The 18,547-nt window shown below is 72.1% G+C and carries 18 protein-coding genes; 13 read left to right on the top strand and 5 right to left on the bottom strand.

Annotation, left to right across the window (positions count from 1 at the left end; all coding sequences use genetic code 11):
- The first annotated feature begins 23 nt into the window (after window positions 1-23).
- The 6 genes from fabI (at window position 24) to AB0O15_RS29870 (ending at window position 6,353) form a co-directional block, all read left to right on the top strand.
- Entirely contained in the window at window positions 24-791 is a 768-nt protein-coding gene (fabI, locus tag AB0O15_RS29895; RefSeq protein ID WP_364324969.1) for an enoyl-ACP reductase FabI, read from the top strand.
- A 107-nt stretch (window positions 792-898) separates the two neighbouring features.
- A complete protein-coding gene (locus AB0O15_RS29890) occupies window positions 899-1,927 on the top strand; it encodes a ferrochelatase (RefSeq protein ID WP_364324966.1) in 1,029 nt (342 codons plus the stop codon).
- Window positions 1,924-2,703 (top strand): HAD-IIA family hydrolase, encoded by a 780-nt coding sequence (locus AB0O15_RS29885; protein WP_364324963.1) that lies wholly within the window; start codon window positions 1,924-1,926, stop codon window positions 2,701-2,703. The genes AB0O15_RS29890 and AB0O15_RS29885 overlap by 4 nt, the downstream gene beginning before the upstream one ends.
- Window positions 2,704-2,831: 128 nt before the next feature.
- Window positions 2,832-3,524 (top strand): DUF4184 family protein, encoded by a 693-nt coding sequence (locus AB0O15_RS29880; protein ID WP_364324960.1) that lies wholly within the window; start codon window positions 2,832-2,834, stop codon window positions 3,522-3,524.
- A gap of 130 nt (window positions 3,525-3,654) precedes the next feature.
- Window positions 3,655-5,013, top strand: coding sequence for an AAA family ATPase (locus tag AB0O15_RS29875; protein WP_364324957.1), 1,359 nt, complete (start codon window positions 3,655-3,657; stop codon window positions 5,011-5,013).
- Window positions 5,013-6,353, top strand: a complete 1,341-nt coding sequence (locus AB0O15_RS29870; protein ID WP_364324954.1) for a hypothetical protein — start codon at window positions 5,013-5,015, stop codon at window positions 6,351-6,353. Before AB0O15_RS29875 ends, AB0O15_RS29870 begins: the two co-directional genes overlap by 1 nt.
- Here the strand turns inward: AB0O15_RS29870 and AB0O15_RS29865 are convergent.
- The 3 genes from AB0O15_RS29865 to AB0O15_RS29855 all read right to left on the bottom strand — a co-directional run bounded on the left by AB0O15_RS29865 (window position 6,346) and on the right by AB0O15_RS29855 (window position 9,129).
- A complete protein-coding gene (locus tag AB0O15_RS29865; protein WP_364324951.1) occupies window positions 6,346-7,767 on the bottom strand; it encodes a S8 family serine peptidase in 1,422 nt (473 codons plus the stop codon). The two genes, AB0O15_RS29870 and AB0O15_RS29865, sit on opposite strands and share 8 nt — an antisense overlap.
- A gap of 78 nt (window positions 7,768-7,845) precedes the next feature.
- Complete coding sequence (locus tag AB0O15_RS29860; protein ID WP_364324948.1) at window positions 7,846-8,346, bottom strand: NUDIX domain-containing protein; 501 nt, start codon at window positions 8,344-8,346, stop codon at window positions 7,846-7,848.
- Between the two features lie 3 nt (window positions 8,347-8,349).
- The gene (locus tag AB0O15_RS29855) at window positions 8,350-9,129 is read right to left on the bottom strand and encodes a hypothetical protein (RefSeq protein WP_364324945.1); all 780 of its coding nucleotides are present in this window, start codon (window positions 9,127-9,129) and stop codon (window positions 8,350-8,352) included.
- A gap of 88 nt (window positions 9,130-9,217) precedes the next feature.
- On the opposite strand from AB0O15_RS29855, the gene AB0O15_RS29850 reads away from it, so the two are divergent.
- Entirely contained in the window at window positions 9,218-10,024 is an 807-nt protein-coding gene (locus AB0O15_RS29850) for a DUF3097 domain-containing protein (protein WP_364324942.1), read from the top strand.
- A 472-nt stretch (window positions 10,025-10,496) separates the two neighbouring features.
- Here the strand turns inward: AB0O15_RS29850 and AB0O15_RS29845 are convergent, their stop codons facing one another.
- On the bottom strand, window positions 10,497-11,828 hold the full coding sequence (locus tag AB0O15_RS29845; RefSeq protein ID WP_364324939.1) for a PLP-dependent aminotransferase family protein: 1,332 nt from the start codon (window positions 11,826-11,828) through the stop codon (window positions 10,497-10,499).
- Between the two features lie 218 nt (window positions 11,829-12,046).
- On the opposite strand from AB0O15_RS29845, the gene AB0O15_RS29840 reads away from it, so the two are divergent.
- Complete coding sequence (locus AB0O15_RS29840; RefSeq protein WP_364324936.1) at window positions 12,047-13,054, top strand: DMT family transporter; 1,008 nt, start codon at window positions 12,047-12,049, stop codon at window positions 13,052-13,054.
- A 200-nt stretch (window positions 13,055-13,254) separates the two neighbouring features.
- On the opposite strand, the gene AB0O15_RS29835 is transcribed toward AB0O15_RS29840, so the two are convergent.
- Window positions 13,255-14,562 carry a serine hydrolase domain-containing protein gene (locus AB0O15_RS29835; RefSeq protein ID WP_364325517.1) on the bottom strand — a complete coding sequence of 436 codons (1,308 nt, stop codon included), beginning with the start codon at window positions 14,560-14,562 and terminating at the stop codon, window positions 13,255-13,257.
- A gap of 110 nt (window positions 14,563-14,672) precedes the next feature.
- Here AB0O15_RS29835 and AB0O15_RS29830 point away from each other — a divergent pair, with 110 nt between their 5' ends.
- The 5 genes from AB0O15_RS29830 to AB0O15_RS29810 all read left to right on the top strand — a co-directional run bounded on the left by AB0O15_RS29830 (window position 14,673) and on the right by AB0O15_RS29810 (window position 18,434).
- A complete protein-coding gene (locus AB0O15_RS29830; RefSeq protein WP_364324933.1) occupies window positions 14,673-15,317 on the top strand; it encodes a PadR family transcriptional regulator in 645 nt (214 codons plus the stop codon).
- Window positions 15,317-15,946, top strand: coding sequence for a class I SAM-dependent methyltransferase (locus tag AB0O15_RS29825; RefSeq protein WP_364324930.1), 630 nt, complete (start codon window positions 15,317-15,319; stop codon window positions 15,944-15,946). The genes AB0O15_RS29830 and AB0O15_RS29825 overlap by 1 nt, the downstream gene beginning before the upstream one ends.
- Window positions 15,947-15,988: 42 nt before the next feature.
- Window positions 15,989-16,438, top strand: a complete 450-nt coding sequence (locus tag AB0O15_RS29820; protein WP_364324927.1) for an NfeD family protein — start codon at window positions 15,989-15,991, stop codon at window positions 16,436-16,438.
- Window positions 16,439-16,446: 8 nt separating this feature from the next.
- Window positions 16,447-17,565: an SPFH domain-containing protein gene (locus tag AB0O15_RS29815; protein ID WP_364324924.1), complete on the top strand. Its 1,119-nt coding sequence runs from the start codon at window positions 16,447-16,449 to the stop codon at window positions 17,563-17,565.
- 194 nt (window positions 17,566-17,759) lie between these two features.
- Complete coding sequence (locus tag AB0O15_RS29810) at window positions 17,760-18,434, top strand: hypothetical protein (RefSeq protein ID WP_364324921.1); 675 nt, start codon at window positions 17,760-17,762, stop codon at window positions 18,432-18,434.
- Window positions 18,435-18,547 lie beyond the last annotated feature (113 nt).

The raw sequence follows: 18,547 nt of genomic DNA, 5'->3' as shown, positions 1-18,547 counted from the left end.
GAGCGACAACGGAAAGAGGGACCTTGTCCGGATTGCTGGACGGTAAGCGGCTGCTCATCACCGGGGTGATCACCGACGCGTCGATCGCGTTCAGCGCCGCGAAGATCGCGCAGGAGCAGGGCGCGACCGTGGTGCTCACCGGCTTCGGCCGGATGTCGCTGGTCGAGCGGATCGCCAAGCGGCTGCCCGGGCCGGCCCCGGTCATCGAGCTGGACGTGACCAGCGAGGAGCACCTGGCGGCGCTGCCCGGGAAGGTTCGCGAGCACGTGGACGGGCTCGACGGCGTGGTGCACTCGATCGCCTTCGGACCACAGAGCGTGCTGGGCGGCGAGTTCCTCAACGCCGGCTGGGCCGACGTGGCCAAGGCGCTCGAGGTGTCCACGTTCTCGTACAAGGCGCTGGCCACCGCGTGCCTGCCGCTGCTCGGCGCCGGGAGCAGCGTGGTCGGGCTGACCTTCGACGCGACCAAGGCGTGGCCGGTCTACGACTGGATGGGCGTGGCCAAGGCGGGGCTGGAGTCGGCGTCCCGCTACCTCGCGCTGCACCTGGGCAAGCAGGGCATCCGCAGCAACCTGGTGTCGGCCGGCCCGCTGCGCACCATGGCGGCCAAGTCGATCCCCGGCTTCCAGCAGTTCGAGGACGCGTGGACCGAGCGCGCGCCGCTGGGCTGGGATCTGGCGGACAAGGAGCCGGCCGCCAAGGCGATCTGCGCCCTGCTCTCCGACTGGTTCCCGGCCACCACCGGTGAGATCGTGCACGTCGACGGCGGCTATCACGCCCTGGGCGCGTAGGGCAGAACCTGCTGATCGCGGTGGGTGTGGGGGTCCGCCTGATGGTCCGCAACCGGCGGGTCCACAGCCCGACGGAGCTCTCTGACCATTGGTGGGACAATGGCGTCGTGCCATACGACGCCTTTGTTCTGCTCTCCTTCGGGGGCCCCGAGCACCCCGACGACGTGATGCCGTTCCTGCGCAACGTGACGCGTGGGCGCGGCGTGCCCGAGGAGCGGCTGCTGGAGGTCGCCGAGCACTACTACCACTTCGGCGGGGTCAGCCCGATCAACCAGCAGTGCCGCGACCTGCTGGCCGCGGTCCGGGCCGATTTCGGTGCCCACGGGATCTCGTTGCCGGCCTACTGGGGCAACCGGAACTGGGCGCCGATGCTCGCCGACACGGTCGCCCAGATGCGTGACGACGGTGTCGAGTCGGCGCTCGGCTTCGCGACCAGCGCGTACGGCGGCTATTCGTCCTGCCGGCAGTACTGGGAGGACATCGCGGCCGCCGTCGAACACGTCGGGCCGGGCGCGCCCAAGATCACCAAGCTGCGCCAGTTCTGGGACCACCCCGGCTTCGTCGGGCCCCACGTCTCCGCTGTCCGGACCGCGTTGACCGAGATCGACCCGGCCCGTCACGCCACCACCCGCCTGGTCTTCACCGCCCACTCCATCCCGACGACCATGGCCGAGAACGCCGGCCCGACCGGCGGCCGCTACACCGCCCAGCTCAACGAGACCGCGGCGCTGGTCCACGCGGCCGCCGCGCCCGAGCTCAGCTGGGACCTGGTGTGGCAGAGCCGCTCCGGCCCGCCGCAGGTCCCGTGGCTGGAACCCGACATCAACGACCACCTCAGGGTGCTGGCCGAGAAGGACGTGACCGACGTCATCGTCAGCCCGATCGGCTTCGTCTCCGACCACCTCGAGGTGCTCTGGGACCTCGACAACGAGGCTCTCGAAACCGCTCGTGACCTGGGCCTGGGCTATGTCCGCGCGGGCACGCCGGTCACCGACCCGGCGTTCGTCGCGATGATCCGCGAACTGGTCCTGGAACGCACCGCAAACGCGCCGCAACAGCGGCTCGGTACCCTCCCGGTCTGGGACATCTGTCAGACCGACTGCTGCCCGGCGCCCACCCGAGGGGGACCGAGATGACCGAGCGCAAGGCGATCGAGAGCTGGCTCACCGACATGGACGGCGTGCTGGTCCACGAGGGCGTGCCGGTGCCCGGCGCCCCCGAGTTCGTGAACAAACTCAAGACGTCGGGAAAGCCGTTCCTGGTCCTGACCAACAACTCCATCTACACCCCGCGCGACCTCCAGGCCCGGCTCAACCGGATGGGCTTCGACGTCCCCGAGCAGGCGATCTGGACGTCCGCGCTGGCCACCGCGCAGTTCCTGGCCGACCAGCGCCCCGGCGGCACTGCCTACGTGATCGGCGAGGCCGGCCTGACCACGGCGATGCACGCGGCCGGCTACGTGCTGACCGAGTTCGACCCCGACTACGTGGTGCTGGGCGAGACCCGCACGTACAGCTTCGAGGCGATCACCAAGGCCATCCGGTTGATCGACAGCGGCGCCAAGTTCATCTGCACCAACCCCGACGCCACCGGCCCGTCGAACGAGGGCGCCCTCCCGGCGGCCGGCTCGGTGGCGGCCATGGTCTCCAAGGCGACCGGCGTCGACCCGTACTTCATCGGCAAGCCCAACCCGGTCATGATGCGCTCGGCCCTGAACACGATCGAGGCCCATTCGGAGAGCACCGCGATGATCGGCGACCGGATGGACACCGACGTGCTGTGCGGGCTGGAGGCCGGGCTGGAGACGATCCTGGTCCTCACCGGCATCAGCGATCGCGCCGAGAGCGAGCGCTACCCGTACCGGCCGTCCCGGGTGATCGACAGCGTGGCCGACCTGATCGACGAGATCTAGATCAAGGTCCGGTCGTAGCCGGGTGGTGGGTGCTGACCGTCGCTCCCGCCGAGGGTCGCTGCGCTCCACGTGCGTGAGCGGTTGCGCTTCGTCCGCTGCGCGGACCCCTCATCCGGGATGATCAAGGGGTGCCGTTCACGGGATCCCATCCGGCCGCGGTCCTGCCGTTCAGCCGGACGCCGCTGCCCCTGTCCGCGCTGGTCGTCGGCAGCATGGTGCCCGACCTGCCGTTCTACCTGCCGATGCCGTACGGCCGCGCGCTCAGCCACCGGCTCCTCGGCGTGGTCACGGTCGACGTGGCCGCGGGCCTGCTGGTGCACGAGGCGTGGCTGCGGGTGCTGGGGCCGGCCGTCGGGTCGGTGCTCGGGCGGCGCGTCACACTGGCCCGGCCCGATGCTCTCCGGGTGGTCGCCGGGCTCGCGCTGGGGGCGGTCACCCACATCGTGTGGGACTCGTTCACCCACGCCGGGGGCTGGGGTGTGCGGCTGGTCCCCGCCCTGAACGCCCGGATCGGCCCGTTGCCGGCCTACGAGTGGGCGCAATACGCGAGCGGCGCGGCCGGCGCCGTGGCGATCGGAACCTGGGCGTGGCGGCGCCGGAAATCGCTGCCGGACCAACCCTCGCTGCCGCGCCGTCCCGTGGCGGCCGCCGTGATCGCCCTTGCCACCCTGGCCGGCGCCGCTCTGGGGTTCCGCCACGGCCTGCGCCGGCCCGACCCGGTGCGCCACGCCTTCTACTACGGCGCCACCTGGGCCGTCGATGCCGGCGTCCTGGCCCTGGTCGCGGTCAACCGCGTCCGAACAGCCGCTCGGACCAGGTGATGGATCCCCCGTCGTACGACCAAGATCGCAAGCCCGCTTTCGGTCCGCCTTCGAGGTACGGTCGGCCTGACCCAAAACGATCACCGCCCGGTACGGCCGTCAGGCACCGCTCCGCCCCTACATTGAGGTCGTGAAGCAGCCGAAGTGGTGGCATCTGCTCATCGTCGGCGCCACCTTGGCGGTGCTCGGCCTGTGCGTGCTCGGCGTCGGCGTGATCACCTTGGAGCGGGCCGACCAGGTCGCCAGCGTCACGTCGGCCGTGCTCACCGGGGCCGGTCTCCTCGTCGCCGTCGCCAGCCTCGTGGTGGCGCTCCGCGATCGTGGGCCGCGCGCCGCGCCGAAGCAGCCGCCACCTGCTCCGCCGGCTCCCGGGCGGTCGCCGCTCGCCGATGACCTGCTCCGGCTCCGCGATGTCACCAACGTCGACCACGAGCGGCTGTTCGGTGTCGACGAGGAGCTCGGACACCTGGGTGAGAGCCTCCGGAACCCGGATGGCGCCTCGATCATCTCGATCTTCGGTGCGGCCGGCGTCGGCAAGACCGCCCTCGCCTACGAGCTGGTCCGGCGGCACGCGGAGGCGGCCGGCTTCCACCGGGTCGCGAGCGTCACCGCGAAGTTCAGCCGCATCGACCGGGTCGGCCATCTCGAACGCGACGCCGAACGGGAGAAGATCGACTGGCACGCCATCCTGGTCGATCTGGCCCAGCAGCTGGCGCCCGGCAAGGACTTCAACGAGATCCTCATCGAGCAACAGCTCCCGGCCGCGCTGCCGGCCGACCCTTGCCTCATCGTCGTGGACAACCTGGAGACCGAGGAGGCCGAGGTCGCCGTCCGGTACCTGGCCGGTTCCGGCATCCTGGGGCCGCACAAGGTGGTGATCACCACGCGCGAGTCCGTCGCCGGAGTCCGGGTCGGCCGCCTGAAGGAACGCACCTGGGACGGGCCTGACCACGACGCCGCCACGGAGTACGCGCGCTACCTGGCGGCCGACGACCGAACCCTCGACCCTCGCAAGAGCGACCTGGAGGATGTGGTCCGGGCCGCCGAGCGCACACCGCTGCTCATCCAGATCATCATCAACCAGGCCCGGGTCGAGCGACTGCCGATCCGCGAGGTGATCGGCCGGCTCCGTGATGTCACCGGCGACCTCGGCCGTGCGGTGTGGACGTTCTGCTACGTCAATTCGCTGAACGTGCTCGAACAGCGACTCCGCGACCCGGGCCTGCCCGCCGACGTCGCCCAGGAACGGGCCGTCGCTCTGGTCACCAGGCTGATGGCCGTCTTCTGCGCCCGGCCGGCGGGCACCAGCGTCACGTCCGAGGAGTTCTACCGGCTCAGCACGATCGCCGACCATGACGAGTTCCTCCGAGCCCGGGCGATGGCCTGCGGGCTCGCGCTCGTCAAGTCGGTACGCAACAACGAGCGCTTCACCGTCCACTCGCTGCTCCGGGAGTTCTTCTGCGCCCAGCAGCGGCCCTGCTCGGCGTGATGACGACGCGACCTCTCGACGCCGAGGCCTGGCAGGGCCGGCTCGGCGGGCTGACCGGGAGCCGGGACTGGTGGACGAACGACGTCAAAGGCCTGATCGAGGCGGCCCGGACCAAGAAGGCGGCCGAGATCCGGGAAGAGTTCCCCACGTACGTGTTCACGGTCGACGAGATGGCCCAGCGCCCGGGCGTCGTCGACGCGGACATGCTCGCGGCGTTCTTCACGGAGTTCGGCCGGCTCGCGGCGAACCTCGGTGAGCCCGCCAACGACCGGCAGGTCGCCGAAGGGCTCGAGCGCGCCATCGAGGTGCAGCGGGCCAACCACGCCGACATCACCGGGCTGTGGCTCGCCAAGGCCGCGTACCTCGGATCCGTCGAGATCGAGAGCGACGAGCGTCTGGACGCGATCAGGACGGCGGTCGAGGGAGCGCCGCCGGGCTCGGAGGAATGGGCGACGGCGATCGTCACGCTGGCCGGCTACCAGCTGGAGGTGAGCCGGTACGACGACGTCATCGCGACCGTCGACCGGTTGCGGACCGGAATGCCCCCGGAGCGGTACCGGCAGAAGTATCGCTGCGCCTCCCTGGTCTACCAGGGGATGGCGCTGTTCACCTCGTTCCAGGATGTCGACCGGGCCCGGGCGGTCCTGCTCGAAGCCCGCGAGTACGAGGCATCGGCCGACGACCTGGTGATCGCGCGCTGGATCGCCACGGCGTACCACTTCCTGGCGCGGATCGCCGAGGTGGATCGGCAGTTCCAGACCGCGGTCGACCTCTACCTGGCGGGCCAGGCGTTCCAGGACCGATGCCCGGAGGAGGTCGGCTCGAACGCGTTCATCCACCTCCGGATCGCCGAGCCGCTCATCGCGGCCGGCGCTCTCGACCCGGCCGCACACCACATCGCCGAGGCACAGCGGTTGGTCAAGGCCGGCTCGAACATCAGCTCGGCCTGGCTTCAGGTGAAACTCACCGAGGCCACGCTGAAGGCGGCCGAGGGCGACCTGCGTCAAGCCGAGGGCATCGCGTCCGGTGCGCTCGACGCCGCCCGGCGTACCGCTTTCTGGCGTGGAGAGCTGCTCTGCCTGGGCTACCTGCTCGTTCTCGGCGTCCGCCGGCGCCGCCCGGACAAGATTCTGGTCGCCGTCCTGCGTATCGCCCGAACCGCCTTCTTCGGCGAGCTACGACGCAACGGCCTGCTGAAGCTGCTCACCCGGGTGCCGGTCATCGTGCCGATCGCCGTACGCCGGATGTCCCGCCGCCCGCGCGGCGCCGGCGAGGCGGCCACCCGCTGCCCCTGCGCGCTTCATGACCGGCCGGTGATCGCGGCCGGCGGCTCTACTTGACCGTCAGGGTGAGCGTGCGCTCGACCGCCCTCGGGACGTAGTCGGTGAAGCGGACCCGCAGCTTGTAGCTGCCCGCCGTGGCCGGGGTGCCGGAGAGGACGCCGACGCGGGTCAGGGACAGGCCGTGCGGCATGGTGCCGGAAGCCAGGGTCCAGGCGCCGGTCAGGTTGGCCGTGCGGGCGAGCTGCTGCCGGTAGGCGTGGCCGGTGGCGGCGGCCGGCAACGTCGCGGTGGCGATGCGGGTGGCGGCCGGCGGGGGAGTGGTGAAGAGCAGCTTGTTGGGCGACCCGGTGCCGGCGTTGGGGATCTTGTTGCGGGTGCTCGCGGCGAGCAGGCGCGACGCGACCTTGGCCGGGCTCAGCGACGGGGTGGCGGCGAGCAGCATCGCGGCCGCGCCGGCCACGTGCGGGCTGGCCATCGAGGTGCCGTCCATGGTGGCGTACATGGAATCGTCGCCGTCGTAGTCGCCCGGGAAGGACGAGACGATGCCGACGCCGGGGGCGAAGAGGTCGACGCATCGGCCGTAGTTGGAGAACGACGCGCGGCGGTCGCTCGCGTTGGCGGCGCCCACGGTGATCGCGGCGGCGACCCGGGCCGGCGATGACAGGCAGGCGCTGGCGCCCTCGTTGCCGGCCGCCACCGCGTACGTGACACCGGACGCGATCGACTTGGCGACGGCCCGGTCCACCAGCTCGTCCGGCTCGCTGCCGAGGCTCATGTTGGCGACGGCCGGCTTCTTCGCGTGCGCCGTGACCCAGGCGATGCCCTTGATGACGTCCGACGTGTAGCCCTCGCCGTTGCAGTCCAGCACCCGCACGGCGACCAGCCGCACGCCCTTGGCCACGCCGGTGGTCCGGCCGCCGATGGTGCCGGCCACGTGCGTACCGTGCCCGTCGCAGTCGGTGGCGTCGCGGTCGTTGTCGACGAAGTCGTACCCGCTGGTGGCCCGGCCCCGGAACTGGTCGTGGGTCAGCCAGATGCCGGTGTCGATGACGTACGCGTGCACCGCCGAGGCCGCGCTCGACGGCGTGTAGGTGTCGCTGAGCCTCGGCGCGCGCTGGTCGATGCGGTCCAGGTTCCACCTGGGGTCGCGCTGGGTGCCGGCGACGCGTACGCGACGGTCCGGCTCGACCATGGCCACGGCCGGGTCGGCGGCGATCCGGGCGGCGTCGCCCGCGGTCAGCGTGGCGGTGAACCCGGAGACGCTGGGCAGCGTGTCACCCACCCGGTCGCCGGCGAGCCGGTCGGCCGCGGAGCCGAGCGAGTCCGCGCTCAGCCCGAGCGACGCGTGCAGCGCCACGATGTAGCGCCCGGTCGGGGCCGCGGCCTGGGCCGGCGCAGCAGCGATGCCGGCCCCGGTGAGAGCGGCGAGCAGGGCGGTGGAGGCGCGGCGGAGCCGCAGGTGAGAGGTCATGTGCGTCCGTGCACCTTCGCCTGGGTGGGTTGATCTGGGCGCCAGGAAGATCGGCGCGTCACCCATCCGCCGGAGAAGTCAGCCGGTAGTGGCTCGGTTGCGGCGCGCGAACCAGGTGTCGGCCACCTCGGTGTGCAGCGGGAAACCGAGCTGCACCGGCCCGGCAACCACCTCGAGCGCCAGGGTCTCGTCGTTGGGGACGAAGGACGGCAGGGACAGCAGCGGCGGGAGCTCGCCGAAGACCAGCAGGATGCCGTCCAGGGCGCTCAACGCCTCGAACAGCCGGACGTCCGACGCCGCCTGGACGATGCCGGTCTCTTCCTTCAGCTCGCGTACCGCCGCCTCCTGCCAGGTCTCACCCACCTCGATGAAACCGCCGGGCAGGGCGAGCCGGTCGCGGGCGGGCGGAATGCCGCGCCGTACCACCAGCAGGCCGTCGCCGACCGGCTGGACTACCACGGCCACCGGCAGCGGGTTGCGGTAGCTGATCTCGGCGCAGGCGGCGCAGCGCCGTGGCCAGGCCTGGTTGGGGGTGAAACGCGCGCCGCAGAAGGTGCAGTGGGCGAGCCGGTCTTGCACGCCTCAGCCCAGCGGCGAGTTGCAGGCGGCGACCAGGGCCTGGCGGCACGCGGCGGTCAGCGGGCGCAGGGCCACATCGCGTTGCTGGGCCTCGTACGTGTTGACCGCCCCGCCCGGCGCGTTGTGCTCGGCCAGCGTCAGCACCTGGTCGAGCACGCTGGCCCGGGCGAACACCCGGCGCGCCCGCGGGTCGAAGCCCGGCGGCAGCGTCGCCGTGCTGTCGGGGCGCCGCAACGCCTGCAGCGCGCCGGCCAGCTCGGGCCGCCACTGGGCGACGTCGAGCCGGGTCAGTGCCGTGGTCGCGTCGGTCAGCGCCTGGGTCAGCTCCTGCTCGGCCTCGGCCGCGCCGATCTGGAAGCCCGGGCGGTAGGACTCGGTCGGGATGACCCGCCACAGCACGGTCTCGAACGTGACGCCGGAGCCGGACGTGTGCGTGCGGACCTCGGGCACCACACCGAACGACGGCGTCATCACCGCCTCGCCCGCGAGCATCGCCGCACCGGTCAGCGGGCCGGGCCCGGCCAGGCCGCGCGGGTCGCCGGGCGCGGGCAGGACGAGGCGTATCTCGTCCGGATGCAACTTGGCGAAGACGGGCAGGGCCTGGGCCAGCGGGACGTCGGTCCACGTGCCGGGAGCGTCGGCGACCAGGTGTTCCTCGTCGCCGGCGATCTCGCCGTCGAGCTCGTCGAAGGGAACGAGACCGGCCCGCCAGGCGCGCACCCAGGTCACGAACCGGGTCGACCGGCGTGCGGTGAGGGTGGCCGCGTTGGCTGCGGGGGACATGCGGCAAGGGTACGTGCCGTCCGACAGCCTTGTCTCGGCCGGAGCGTCAGATACGGCGTGTTAGATGACACGGGTTACGGTGCGTCCCATGTATGGGGAGGACGTGCTATCCGGTAACTGGCGGCGGCGCAAGGTGGTGCCCGAGGTGGACGCCGAGCGTGACCTGGTGGTGGAGGATGTGGACTCCGGCTTCTGCGGCGCGGTGGTCGGTTTCGAGTACGGCGCGGTGGTGCTCGAGGACCGGCACGGCAAGCGCCGCAACTTCCCGCTGGAGCCGGCCGCGTTCCTGCTGGAAGGCCAGACTGTGACCCTCCGCAAGCCGCCCCCCGCGCCGCCGAGGCAGGCCCACACCCGCACCGCGTCCGGCTCGACCGCGGTGGCCGGCGTCAAGGCCCAGGTGGCCAAGGCCGGCCGCATCTGGGTCGAGGGCGTCCACGACGCCGCCCTGGTGGAACGCATCTGGGGCGACGACCTGCGCATCGAGGGCGTCGTGGTCGAGCCGCTGAACGGCATCGACGACCTGCCCGGTGCGGTGCGCGACTTCGGCCCCGGCCCGAAGGCCCGCCTGGGCGTGCTGGTCGACCATCTCGTGCCCGGCTCCAAGGAGAGCCGCATCGTGGCCTCGGTCAAGAATCCGGACGTGCTGGTCACCGGTCACCCGTACATCGACGTCTGGCAGGCCGTGAAGCCCGAGCGGGTCGGCCTGCGCGCGTGGCCGGTCATCCCGCCCGGCCGCCCCTGGAAGGAGGGCGTCTGCGCCGCCGTCGGGGTGCGCGAGCCCTACGAGATGTGGCGCCGCATCCTCAGCTCGGTCAGCAGCTACAAGGACGTCGAGACGCCGCTCATCAACTCGATGGAACGACTGATCGACTTCGTGACCGAGCCGTACCTCTGAAGATCAAGTTCCGGTTGTGGCGGGGTGGGTGGTTCAGGCCGCTGCACCCGCCGAGGTCACATCGTCCGGCCCCAGATCAAGATCAAGAGATGACAGATGTCGTACCTGGGTGGGGCGTACAGACCGCAGCTCCCGCCGAGGCCGGGTGGGCGGCTCCAAGGCCGCGGGGCGGCCAGAACAGAGCCCCCCACCCTTCATTCTGCGTAATTGGTCACCCTCCTTTTCGCCGCGCCTGTGGACAACCGCCGGAAACCGTCACACCCGTCGGCTACATTTCCGCCCACCCACAAGGGCGGGGGAGGCGGGCGGCGGCCGCGACGATTGCCATGATCAAGAAGCCTGGCTCTCCCGCCGCGGATGCCCTCGCTTCAGCTACGTGAGCGGTCACCCTCATTGCCGGTCACCCTCGTTGCCGGTTGCCGGTTGCCGGTTGCCGGTTGCCGGTTGCCGGTTGCCGGCTGCTGCCGCGATCTCATTGCCGGCGGCCGGCCGCTGAGGCGATCAGGGCGGCGGCCTCGCGCAGGCGGTCGGGGGTGGACGCGGCGTAGCCCAGGACCAGGCCCGGCGGGCCCGGGGCGTGGCGGTGCCAGGAGAGCGGCTGCACCATCACGCCCTCGGCGGCGCAGGCCAGGGCCAGCTCCGTATCGGGTGTGTCGCCGGGCAGGGTGACCACGAGGTGCAGGCCCGCCGCCACGCCGGTGACCCGGGCCGACGGGAGATGCGAACGGAGGCCGTCGAGCAGGGCGTCCCGGCGGCGGCGCTGGCGGGTGCGGACGGCGCGCAGGTGCCGCTCGTAGTCGCCGGTGGCCAGCAGCCGCGCCAGCACGAGTTGGGGCAGCGTGGGATTGCCCAGATCGCTGGCGTGCTTGGCGGCCAGCAGCGCGGGGCGGAGCCGGGCCGGCGCGATCAGCCAGCCCAGCCGCATGCCCGGGGCGAGAGATTTCGAGGTGCTTCCCGCGTACGCCACCCGCGCCGCCGCCGAGGCCTGCAGCGCGGCGACCGGCGCCCGGTCGTACCGGTGCTCGGCGTCGTAGTCGTCCTCGATCACCAGCCCGGGCCAGTCCAGCAGATCGCGGCGGCGGGCCGGGCTGAGCACCACCCCGGTGGGGAACTGGTGGGCCGGCGTGAGCACCACCGCGTCCACACCGGCGGCGCGCAGCGCGTCCACCCGTACCCCCTCGTCATCGACCGGCACCCCCACCGGCCGCACACCCCAATGGACCATCTGGTCGCGCGCCCCGCGCGACCCCGGATCCTCGACCGCGACCTCGGTCGTCCCGTTCGCGCGCAACGTCTGCATGAGCAGCGCCAGCGCCTGGGCGACGCCGCTGACCACGATCACGTCGTCCGGCTCGGCGCGCACCCCGCGGCTCCGCGCCAGCCACCCGGCCAGCTCCCGGCGCAGCACCGGATGACCGCCCGGGTCGCCGTAGCCGAGATCCGAGCCGGTCGACCCGTCGAGCACCGCCCGTTCGGCGCGCAACCAGGCCGCGCGGGGGAACGCCGACAGGTCGGGCACGCCCGGGGAGAGGTCGTAGCGGATGCCCGCCGGAACCGGCACGGGCAGCCGGATGCCGGCCCCCGTACGCCGATCGGTGGTCACCCCCGACGGCGGCGCCGCCGCACCCAGCGTGCTGACCACGGTGCCGGCGCCGGCCCGGGCGGTGACCAGCCCTTCGTCGAGCAGCCGCTGGTACGCCTCGACCACCACGCCCCGCGAGACGCCCAGGTCGGCGGCGAGCACCCGGCTGGCCGGCACCCGCACACCCGGCGCCAGCCGCCCAGCCCGGATCGCCGCCCGCAACCCGTCAGCCAGCCACGCCGTCAGCCCCTTCCCCGGCGCCGTCTCGGGCCGCAGCTGCAGAAAATCCGACCCGTTGCCGGGTGCCGTCGCGGGCGGTGGCTGCGGAAAGTCGGGGCCGTTGCCCTGCGCCGTCGCGGGCCGGCCGAAGTCCGATTCTGGAATGGTCCACCTCCCGAAGCCCTGATTGGTCCTTCACCCGGACCATTCGCCTGACCAGCATGAACCGTGTGAACGGAAAAGGCATCACCTCAGGCGCCGCCGGCATGGTCTTCGTCGGCGGCAGCGTCGCGGTGTCCGGGGCGCTCGCCGCCGCGCCGCTGGCCACCATCCAGTCGCTGCGCTACGCCGCCGCGGCCCTGCTGCTGGTCGGCTATGCCCGGCTCACCGGCCGGTCCCTGAAGAGGCCGCGCGGCCGCGAGTGGCTCTGGTTGCTCGGCGTCACCGGCGCCGGCCTCGTCCTCTTCAACATCGCGCTGGTCCAGGGCTCGAAGCACGCCGAACCGGCCGTGCTGGGCGTGGCCGTCGCCTGCGTCCCGATCGTGCTCGCCGCGCTCGGCGGCCGCGGGGGAGCGAGAAAGAGCGTTCTTTCTGCCGCCGCGGTGGTGACGGTCGGAGCGGTGCTGGTGGAGGGCGCGGGCCGCGCCGACGCGGTCGGCATCGGCTGGGCGGTTGTCACATTTGCCTGCGAGGCCGGGTTCACCTTGCTGGCCGTTCCGCTGCTCGGCCGGCACGGCCCGGTCGGTGTCTCGGTGCACACCACCTGGCTGGCCGCGGCCCTGTTCGGCGCGTACGCGCTGGTCGCCGAGGGGCCGTCGGCGGTGACCACGCTGACCGGCGCCGAGATCCTGGCCGGCGCCTATCTGGCCGTCGGGGTGACCGCGTGCGCGTTCGTGCTCTGGTACTCGGCCGTCCACAGCCTCGGCGCCGGGCGCGCCGGCCTGCTCACCGGCGTCGCCCCGATCGCGGCCGCCGCGGCCGGCGTCGCCCTCGGCGAGCCGATGCCCGGCCCCCTGGTCTGGGCGGGCATCGCCCTGGTCGCGACCGGCCTGGCCATCGGCATGCCGACCCGCTCCGGCCCAGCCGCGCCACCCGCCGCCGACCCGGCGCCACCGTCATCGGGTCACCGGGAAGTCGGGCCCGGCCCCGCGTCAACGTCACCGGGCCAGTCGGGAGTTGCGGTCGGCCTCGTGCCATCGCCGCCGGGTCAGCCGGGAGTTGCGGTCTGACCGTGCGCCATCGTCGCCGGGTTGCCCGAAAGCCGCGGCCGATCCCGCGCCAACTGTTGCCGCGGAACTCGGGAGCGGTGGACGCGGGACAACCCGGCGGTGGACGCGGAGGGTGACCACGACGGCGGCCGCTCCCGGGTCACGGGCACGTGCTGTGCCCGTACCCGGAGAACGGTCTTGATCTCAAAATAGGAGCACGGTCACGCCAGGTGGGCGGGGTCTCGGCGGAAGACGAACGTGGCGATGTCCAGGGCCTCGACCGCGCCGTCGACCGCGCGGATCACCTGGAGGATCTCACCCAGCTGCTCGCCGCTGACCCCGCGCCAGCGGTCGCCGCCCTCGCGGACGAAGCGCCAGTCTTCCTCGCCGGGCACGGCCATCACCAGGTCGTCGCCGTCGGCGCGCATCTCGAGCTCGCGGCCCATCCACCACCAGCGGCCGGACAGCTCGGCCGTCTCGCGGGTGGGCGGGGCGGCCGGACGCCACGGCTTGACGGCCTCCGGCTCGGTGTCGAGCACCGCGGTCAGCGCGTCCAGAGCCACCTGCTGGATCGAACCGCGGCTCAGCCCGTAGGCGTTGGCGAACGCGATCACCCCGAGGCGGCTGCGGCGATGCACGGCGAGGGTGGCGACGTAGCCGGGCATCGAGCCGCCGTGCCCGACGTACACCCGCTCGCCGACCCGGTAGAGCTCCGGCCCCAGCCCGTGCCCGCCGGTCCACGACTCGAGGTCGTAGAGGGAGACCGGCACGCACATCTCGTCGACCGTCTCCCGGCCCAGCACCGCGGGCGCCGGGTCGGCCAGGAACGCCGCCCACTTGGCCATGTCGGTGATCGTGGACCAGAGCTGGCCGGCGGGGGCCATCGCGCCCGCGTCCGGCCGGGGCTCCTCGTGCAGGGTTCCGTGCACCGGGTCGACGACGTAGCCGCGGGCGAACGGCTCCACCGGCGCGTAGGTGGTCCGCTTCATCCCCAGCGGATCGAGCACCCGCTTGCCGACCAGGGTGGCCCACGACTCGCCGGCGACCTTCTCGAGCACGGCGCCGAGCAGCCCGTAGGCCAGGTTGGAGTAGTGGAACGCCCGGTACGGGCGGCCGGACAGCTTCTCCGGCGCCAGCCCGGCCAGCAGCTGCTCGACGGTGCCGCCGTCGTTGCGCTCCCACCACGGGCCGTCCGGCTCGCGCTGCAGGCCCGAGACGTGCCCGAGCAGCTGGCGCAGGGTGATGCCGCCGACCGGGGTGCCCGGGAGGTGCCGGTAGAGCAGGTCGTCGAGCGCGAAGGACCCCTCGTCGCGCAGCTGCATGATCATCGTCGCGGTGAACGTCTTGGTGATCGACCCGAGCCGGTACTGCGTCTTCGGGTCGGGCCGCGGATGTTCGCCGGCCGCCGCGAAGTGGAGCACGGCCCGGTCGCGGACCACGCCCAGGGCGACCGACGGCACCCGGCCCGAGGACTGCGCGGCAGCGGTGATCTCGGAGACACGTCGCACGGATTCCGGCAGCAGGGTCACGGGTGGCCTTTCGGTCGGGATTTCCATGTCTAACTGCCTCGGCCCGTTCTGGCTACGGAGATTCGTGCGTATACTCGGAGACGAGTATTCGGCGGCGGATAAGGATCTCGGTGGCGAAGAAGACGCGCAAGGTGGGCAATCTGACGGCGTTGGCGCTGCTCGCGCTGTTGTCGCCGGGCGAGCCGATGCATCCGTACGAGATGGCGACCGTGCTCCGCCGCACCGGCAAGGAGCACGACATGGCCATCAAGTGGGGCTCGCTCTACACGGTGGTCGGCAACCTGGCCAAGCACGAGCTGATCGAGCCGGTCGAGACCGGCCGGGCCGGCCGCCGCCCCGAGCGCACCCGCTACACGATCACCGACGCCGGCCGCACCGAGCTGCACGACTGGATGACCGAGCTGGTCAGCGACCCGGCCGAGGACCGGCCCCGGTTCGCCGCGGCGCTGTCCGTGCTCGGCGTGCTCAGCCCGGCCGAGGCCGCCGCGCTGCTCGAGGTGCGCCTGGCCGCGCTCGACCGCGAGATCACGGTCCGCCGGTCGACGCTCGAGATCGACGCCGCGACGGTGCCGCGGCTGTTCCTGATCGAGGAGGAGTTCGGCCTCGCGGTCCGTGCCGCCGAGGCCGAGTGGGTGCGCGGGCTGCTGGGCGAGCTCCGCGACAAGACGTTGCCGGGACTGGCCGACTGGCAGGCCTGGCACGAATCCGGCGGTGAGGCGCCGCCGGAGTTCCGGGCGCTGCTGGAGGACAAGTGATGAAGCTACGGGTTCCCGAGATGGAAGGCCGCTCCGCGCGGTGGTACGCCAAACAGCGCGGGAGCGCGCCACAGATGTCGGCCTACCGCCGGTCGGCGTCGAAGCTGTCGGCCGAGGCGCCGGGCGCGACCGTGCTCGAGGTGGCGCCCGGTCCGGGCTACCACGCCGTCGAACTGGCCCGCCTGGGTCACCCGGTGACCGGGCTCGACATCAGCCACACGATGGTCGAGATCGCGCGCGAGACGGCGGTCCGGGCCGGCGTTGATGTGGACTTCCGGCCGGGGGACGCCACCGCGATGCCGTTCGGCGACGGCTCGTTCGACCTGGTCGTCTGCCAGGCCGCGTTCAAGAACTTCCTTGACCCGACGGCCGCGCTGAACGAGATGCGCCGCGTGCTGCGGCCCGGCGGTCTGGCCGTGATCCAGGACCTCAACTCCGAAGCGACCCGGGCCGACATCGCCGCCGAGGTCGCCGCGATGGGACTGAGCGCCGTGAACTCGGCGCTCACCCGGTTGACGCTGAGCTGGCTGCGGCGCCGGGCCCGCACCGTCGCCCAGTGGAGAGAGCTGACCGGCGAAGCTGAGATTCGGCTGGACGGTCTGAGCCTCGAGGTGCGTCTTCGGGCATGAGGTGGATGCGCAGTCCGTGCGTAGACGTGTCACGATTCAGGTATGGAAGCCGTGCTCTGGGTGGTCCTCGCCATCGCGCTAGCGATCGGTGAGGCCTTCACGGCGACGTTCTTGATCATCTTCTTCGCGGTGGGCGCTCTGGCCGCCGCGGGCGCGGCCGCGCTCGGCGCGCCGGTGCTGGTCCAGGCGATCGTCTTCGCGGTCGTCTCGGCCCTGTCGGTGGGGGCGGTCCGGCCGATCATCATGCGACATCAGCGGTCCGCACTGGAGTCCGGCGAGACCCCGATCGGGGTGGAGGCCATCGCCGGCTCCCGGGCGACCGTGCTCGAGGAAGTCGACACCGAGCACGGTCTGGTCAAGATCGACGGGGAGCTGTGGCAGGCCCGCGTCATGGACCACACCGAGAAATACCAACCCGGCCAGCGGGTCCGGGTCGTCAAGGTCACCGGCGCCACGGCCATCGTGTGGCGCGATGACATGCCAGATATCTGAGGGGCGCTATGGACGCTGTCGTCGGCATTCTCATTTTCATCATCGCGTTGTTCGCCGTCATCACGCTCATCCGGTCGGTGCGGATCGTGCCGCAGCAGCGGATGGACGTGGTGGAACGGCTGGGCAAGTACAAGCGGACCCTGTCGCCCGGACTCAACCTGCTCGTGCCGTTCGTCGACGCGGTCCGCAGCAAGGTGGACATGCGCGAGCAGGTGGTCAGCTTCCCGCCGCAGCCGGTCATCACGTCCGACAACCTGGTGGTCTCGATCGACACGGTCCTCTACTTCAAGGTGGTCGACCCGGTACGGGCCACGTACGAGATCAACAACTTCCTGCAGGCCATCGAGCAGCTCACCGTCACCACCTTGCGTAACGTGATCGGCTCGCTCGACCTGGAGCGGGCCCTGACCAGCCGCGAGGAGATCAACCGGCACCTGTCCAGCGTGCTCGACGAGACCACCGGTCGCTGGGGCATCAAGGTGACCCGGGTCGAGATCAAGGCGATCGAGCCGCCGCCGAGCATCCGCGACTCGATGGAGAAGCAGATGCGCGCCGAGCGGGAGCGCCGCGCGACCATCCTGAACGCCGAGGGCCACAAGCAGGCGTCGATCCTGACCGCCGAGGGTGAGAAGCAGTCCCAGGTGCTCCGCGCCGACGGTGACCGGCAGGCCCGGATCCTCCAGGCCGAGGGTCAGGCCAAGGCGATCCGGATGGTCTTCGACGCGATCCACACCTCGAACCCGTCGCAGAAGGTGCTGGCCTACCAATACCTTCAGGCCCTGCCGCAGATCGCCAACGGCACGGCGAACAAGGTCTGGATCGTGCCGACCGAGCTGACCAAGGCCCTGGACGGTCTGGGCGGCGCGCTCGGCGGGCTGGCCAACATGGCCAACGACAAGCCCACCGAGAACATCGACTCGGGCGCGGTCGAGCGCGAGGCGGTCGAAGCGGCGGAGGCCGCGGCGGCCGAGGCGGCAGCGGTCGGCCGGCAGGTGCGGGAGGCCGAGGCTCAGGTCTCCGGCGACCAGAACGCGCCCAAGAGCCTCCCGGCTCCCGACCCGGTCCCGCCGTCGGCGGCGCTCGGCGGCGCCGACTACAACGGCGCACAGCAGCAGGAACGCGCCTGATCCTCTGATGGGGCGGCCGGTGACGGCCGCCCCACCGGACAACCGCGGCCCTCACCGGCCGCCCCACCGGAAACTTGTGTCCCTTTTCGGGGGTTTCACGTCGGAATATCAGATCGTCTGCGAGGCTGTCCGCAGAGGACCCACCGACGGTGCCCCCGAGCCGCTCGGCCGTGACCCGAGCGAGGGAACGCGCCATGAGCATCAGCCAGCGGCAGACCGCGAGCGGACGCCCGCTCCGAGTGACACCAGCCTGGGTCGGCGCCGCGCGCCCGGCCCCCGCGACCTCCGACGACCACCTGCTGCCCGTACGCGAGGCGGTGTGGATCTGGTCGGTCCGCCGCTACGCCCGGGTGGCCCTGTGGGCGCTGCCGGTGAGCGCGCTGCTGCTCGGCTGGTCCGGGCTCGGCGTGGCCACCCCGCCCGGCCCGCTCGTCGTCCGGCTCGCGGCCGGATGGTGCTCCACGATCGCGATGATCGCGCTGGCGGCGTTGCTGGCCGGCTCGCGTACCCGTCGCCCCGCCCTGACCGGGCTCCTGATCGGCCTGGCCGGCGCCACGATCCTGCTGCCCATCTCGGCCCTGCCCGCCGGCGTCGCGCCGGACGGCAGCACCCTGACCGGCGGCGACATGCACACCGCGGCGATGGTCGGCGCGGCCGTGCTCGGCGCCGGCTGGCTGCTGCTCGGCTGGGCAGTCTTCCGCAGCCGCCTGGTCAACCCGGCCGACGGTGTGCTGCTGATGCTGGCCGCGGTGTCCATCGGCGCCGGCTCGTACGCGGTCCAGCCGTTCCCCACCATCGGCGCGCTGCTGCTGCTCGCGGCCGGCATGGGCCTGGCCTGGACCGGTGGCCGCCTCATCCCGCCCGCCTAACTCGAAAATCGACCGTGACCAGATACGCGGCAGCATCCCGCGGCGCGAAGCGGCGTGGGATGGGTCTTGGTTGAAGCGGTGACTTATGCGGCGAGGTCGAGGGTGACGTGGTA

Origin of the sequence: Actinoplanes sp. NPDC089786 (assembly GCF_040684855.1) — a bacterium.
Classification (GTDB): domain Bacteria; phylum Actinomycetota; class Actinomycetes; order Mycobacteriales; family Micromonosporaceae; genus Actinoplanes.
Note: the sequence above shows the minus strand (reverse complement) of the source record. Positions and strands in the feature narration are given on the sequence as shown.

Bases quoted from the DNA above. Each gene is read 5' to 3' on its own strand.
- AB0O15_RS29820 (WP_364324927.1), top strand. From the start codon at position 15,989: ATGGAAGCCGTGCTCTGGGTGGTCCTCGCCATCGCGCTAGCGATCGGT.
- AB0O15_RS29870 (WP_364324954.1), top strand. From the start codon at position 5,013: ATGACGACGCGACCTCTCGACGCCGAGGCCTGGCAGGGCCGGCTCGGC.
- AB0O15_RS29855 (WP_364324945.1), bottom strand. From the start codon at position 9,129: ATGTCCCCCGCAGCCAACGCGGCCACCCTCACCGCACGCCGGTCGACC.
- AB0O15_RS29825 (WP_364324930.1), top strand. From the start codon at position 15,317: ATGAAGCTACGGGTTCCCGAGATGGAAGGCCGCTCCGCGCGGTGGTAC.
- AB0O15_RS29865 (WP_364324951.1), bottom strand. From the start codon at position 7,767: ATGACCTCTCACCTGCGGCTCCGCCGCGCCTCCACCGCCCTGCTCGCC.
- AB0O15_RS29815 (WP_364324924.1), top strand. From the start codon at position 16,447: ATGGACGCTGTCGTCGGCATTCTCATTTTCATCATCGCGTTGTTCGCC.
- AB0O15_RS29810 (WP_364324921.1), top strand. From the start codon at position 17,760: ATGAGCATCAGCCAGCGGCAGACCGCGAGCGGACGCCCGCTCCGAGTG.
- AB0O15_RS29850 (WP_364324942.1), top strand. From the start codon at position 9,218: ATGTATGGGGAGGACGTGCTATCCGGTAACTGGCGGCGGCGCAAGGTG.
- AB0O15_RS29840 (WP_364324936.1), top strand. From the start codon at position 12,047: ATGAACCGTGTGAACGGAAAAGGCATCACCTCAGGCGCCGCCGGCATG.
- AB0O15_RS29885 (WP_364324963.1), top strand. From the start codon at position 1,924: ATGACCGAGCGCAAGGCGATCGAGAGCTGGCTCACCGACATGGACGGC.